Below are 4,051 nucleotides of genomic sequence, written 5' to 3' on the forward strand. Positions count from 1 at the left end.
AACACATGTGGTCGGCTGGCTCGCAGGAGCCGCGAGCATCGATCGAGGCATGCGCACGCCGGGAGAGAGCTGGTGGGCCGCCGAGCTGCCCACTGACGAGCAGGCGAAGGGTCTGGTCACGCTGCCGATCAGTCCCGACGTGGTTCTGGCGCATGAGGCCCTGGCGACGCCGGGGCTCATCTCCAGGCTCGGTGACGGCTTCGGCTGGGATCCGAAGGACCTGGCGTACGCGCGTTTGGCGCAGCGGGAGCACACCTCGCGCGTGCTTTCCGTCCTGGATCCGACGAAGGAGACACTGCTGGTGAGCGGCCACTACCACTTCCGCCACTCGGAGCGCGCTGCCCTGGAACGCCTGAGTGACGGCGAGGTGGTTTCACTCCCGGTCCGCCAGGAGATCCTCGATCGCGAGCGGACGCCGGGGAGCCTCGCGGTCCTCGATCTGACCGGCGAAACACCCCGGCTGGAGGACGTGCCGGCGTAGCAAGAGACGCACTGCCGGCGGTAGCTGACCCCCACGCCTGGAGAGATCCGGGCATGGGGGTTTTGCTATTCAAGACACCATTCAATAGGTGTCTTGAATAGCACTCATGCGATAGGCTGGAGTCGTGATTGACTCGTCTTTCAGGTCATTCGCATAGGAGACACGACAGGACCAAGGAGTAAGGACGATCCCGATGGCGAAAAGTTCGTATCGCATCACTACGCCGCTCAACCGCGGCTACCTCGACCATGAGATCTCGTTCCCGATCTTCGGCTGGCAGATCCCGGCGACACCGCTGAAGCAGTTGGTCTTTCTCGGCGGCGGCATGCTGGTCGTGGTCTGGGCGGCGATGACGACGTTCATCAAGGATGCGAACCCCGGACTCATCGTACTGTTCGTGATCTGGGGCTTCATCGCGGTGTTCTACCTCGGTGGCCTGACGAAGACCCGCGAGCTGCGCTTCAGGACGGTGCCTGCCTTTCTGGCGTACGCGCCGAAGCGGGCCAGGCACGTCTTGACCCGTCGCAACGCGGACCCGAGCGAGTTCTACTCGATCGTCGGCATTGACGATGTGACCGAGGACGGAGAGATCCACTATGCCGACGGCAGCGTCGGACAGATCTATCTGGTGGTCGGCTCGGCGAGCTACCTGCTCTTCGACGAGGACCGTGTGGCGATCCTGGACCGCGTCGACTCGTTCTGGCGCAAGGTGCAGACGACGTGCGAGTACGACTTCATCACGACGAAGGAGCCGCAGCGCATCTACCACCAGCTTGCGAACCTGGAGCGCCGCAACCAGGCCCTCGAGATCCGTGACCCGGATCTGCTGGAGCTGCAGAACGAGCAACACGACATCCTCACCGAGCATGTCGGCGGGAAATTCAGCTCCATCCATCAGTACGTGCTGCTCAAGGGCAAGAGCTCGGAGGCGCTCCGCCAGGCGCGCCTGATCCTGCAGGCCGAGGTCGAGCAGTCCTCGCTGATGGTCAAGGAGGCCACGGTGCTCGACCGCGAGGAGAGCTACCAGATGCTGCGGGTTTTCTACCAGGGCGTAGATGCGGCATGAGCAGAGAGCAGTACAGGAAAACCGACAGATTCACGAAGACGACGAGCCGGAGATGCAGATGGCACTGATGACGAAGATTCGAGACCGCCGGGGGCGCAGCAAGCCCACGGCGGAACAGGGGGTGCTCGACGAGAGCACGAGTTCGACCGGCGACAGCGAAAGCCTGATCGCCGAGGCGGAGGCCGTTCTCGTGGAGGACGCTGTTCTTTCGGAAGACACAGCGGGCACCGCGAACGGAGCAGCCGACGACGAGCAGCCTGAACCGAAGCAGAACTGGTGGCAGCGCCGTCAAGAGATAAAGAAGCTCGAGGGCAAGTTCGATAGCTACCCGCACCTGCTGGCTCTGAAGCCGAAGGAGCGGTATGTCTTCCGCTCGGACTACTTCGAGGTGGACTCCTCGGTCGGCTGCGTGCTGTCGTTCTTCCACGATTCGGCTGCCCAGGATGGCTTTGCGGCCTTCTGGGGCATCGGCCGGATCCCGGACGGTCTCGACGATCGCGTGACCGCGGTCGTACTTGAGCAGATCGTCCGACGGGACCAGAAGTGGATCGACCAGTACACCAAGCAGTCCGAGAAGCTGGACAAGCTGGAGAGCGGCGAGCAGGCCGAGAGCGGCACGACGTCCTCGCGCCGCAAGGCCAAGAAGGTCGCCGGCGACATGGAGACGGTGATCGGTGAGCTGCAGGACGGCGCGGCGTACCTCTCGGTGCAGAACCGGCTGCTGCTCAAGGCTCCGGATCTGGCGACACTGGAGGAGACGATCGAGCGTATCTCACGGCTCTACATCGACCGCTTCGGAACGATCAAGGCGGCTCCGTATGCCGGTGAGCAACGTCAGGAGCTCTCGGGCCTGTTCAAGAAGAACGACAAGAAGCGCGGGCCCGGGTTCCACTTCACCTCGACCGAGCTGGCCGGCTCCTACTCGCTGGTGACCAACGGACTCAACGACTACGCAGGCGAGTATGTCGGTTTCATGATCGGCGACGTGAACAACAGTGCCGTGCTCATGGACACCAACGGGTACAGCCATCATGTGGTCATCGCCGACAACGCCGTCTCGGATTACCTGGGTCGGGAGCGGGTCGCGAACATGTGGGGCTCGAAGCTTTCGCAGTCGTGCCTGCTGGCCAACGGCTCGGTCGTGCACCTAGTGCTCGACGGTGCGAACCTCGACAAGCTCGGACCGAAGTTCGATGGCCTCACGGCCCGCGTCGATCTCAACAGCGGCGACGTGAACATGTTCGAGATGTTCGGTGACGAGGAGGATGAGCTGTCGATCTTCTCCTCGCAGATGAAGAAGCTCACGCTCATGTTCGAGCAGCTCTATGAGGCTCGAGACGCGGGGATGAACTCGATCATCCGCGACAACCTCGAGACGATCGCCGAGCAGTTCTATGTCGACCAGCGGATGTGGGTGCGCAACGCGAAGGAGAACCGCTCCCGCCTGCGTGTCGTGGGTATCCCCCACGACCAGGTGCCGCGTCTGCAGATGTTCATGTCCTACCTGGACACGGCACTGAAGGAGCGCGAGAACTCTTCGAAGAACAACCAGTCCACGCTGGACGCGCTGACGGTGCTGACCGGTGTTGCCCGCAATCTGCTCAACACCAACGGCGACCTCTTCAACAACTTCACGGCTGAGGCCGTCGACGGCGTTCGTGACGCCAAGCGCGTCGTGTACGACTTCTCTCGGCTCATGCGCCGCGGCAAGGGTGTGGCGATGGCGCAGCTGGTGAACATCGTGGGCTTTGCGATCGGCAAGCTCCAGCACGGCGACACGGTGATCATCCACGGTGCCGAGCACATTGACGAGCGGGTCAAGGAGTACATCCAGGGCCAGTTCGAGCATCTGTTCCACCGCGGTGGCCGGGTGGTGTTCTCATACAACGACGTGGACAAGATGCTCGCAGACGCGGCGCTCAACAAGTTCGACGCCGCGGACTTCACGATCTTCGGCACGATGCGCGACAAGACGGTGGAGGACTACCAGAAGCTGCTGCATCAGGAGATCCCCAAGGATCTGACCAAACTGATCACCCGCAAGGGCGAGAACTTCTCGTACCTGCGCCGCGGACACTCCAACGTCGTGTTCCACCTGGACCTTGCACTGGGCATCAACCCGAACCGCGAGAAGCAGCGCCGGGAGATGCAGCGCAAGGCGCGGCAGCTCGAGGAGAGCAAGCGTCTGGCTGCAGTGATGACCGAGAAGCCGGTCCCCGGGGCGAATACCACTGGTGGTGGCGGCAGCAACGAGGACCGCAAGCAGGCTGAAGAGAAGCGGGGCGCGCTGCCGGTTCGCATGCGCAAGGCCGCCGAAAAGAAGATGCTCGCGACGGCGGGCAAGGCCAGCAGCGGGCCGCAGATGACGATGACCAAGCGACGAGACGACGGGAGTGCAAGATGACCCAGAAGACGGGACTGGCGATGAGACCGGCGGGGGTGATTGCGCAGGTGTGGGGCGGGACGGGTTCCTCTATCTCGGCCATGAAAGCGCTGCGCACCCG

General features: G+C 63.0%; 3 protein-coding genes. All 3 read left to right on the forward strand.

Going from position 1 to position 4,051, the window contains the following annotated elements:
• Positions 1–481 (forward strand): hypothetical protein (locus AHiyo1_RS15665; protein ID WP_216363225.1); only part of this gene is annotated, 481 nt, incomplete at its 5' end.
• Positions 482–674: 193 nt separating this feature from the next.
• Complete coding sequence (locus AHiyo1_RS15670) at positions 675–1,547, forward strand: hypothetical protein (RefSeq protein ID WP_059389176.1); 873 nt, start codon at positions 675–677, stop codon at positions 1,545–1,547.
• A gap of 52 nt (positions 1,548–1,599) precedes the next feature.
• Complete coding sequence (locus AHiyo1_RS15675; protein WP_216363226.1) at positions 1,600–3,951, forward strand: hypothetical protein; 2,352 nt, start codon at positions 1,600–1,602, stop codon at positions 3,949–3,951.
• Positions 3,952–4,051: the final 100 nt, after the last annotated feature.

It is taken from the genome of Arthrobacter sp. Hiyo1 (assembly GCF_001263615.2).
GTDB lineage: Bacteria > Actinomycetota > Actinomycetes > Actinomycetales > Micrococcaceae > Arthrobacter.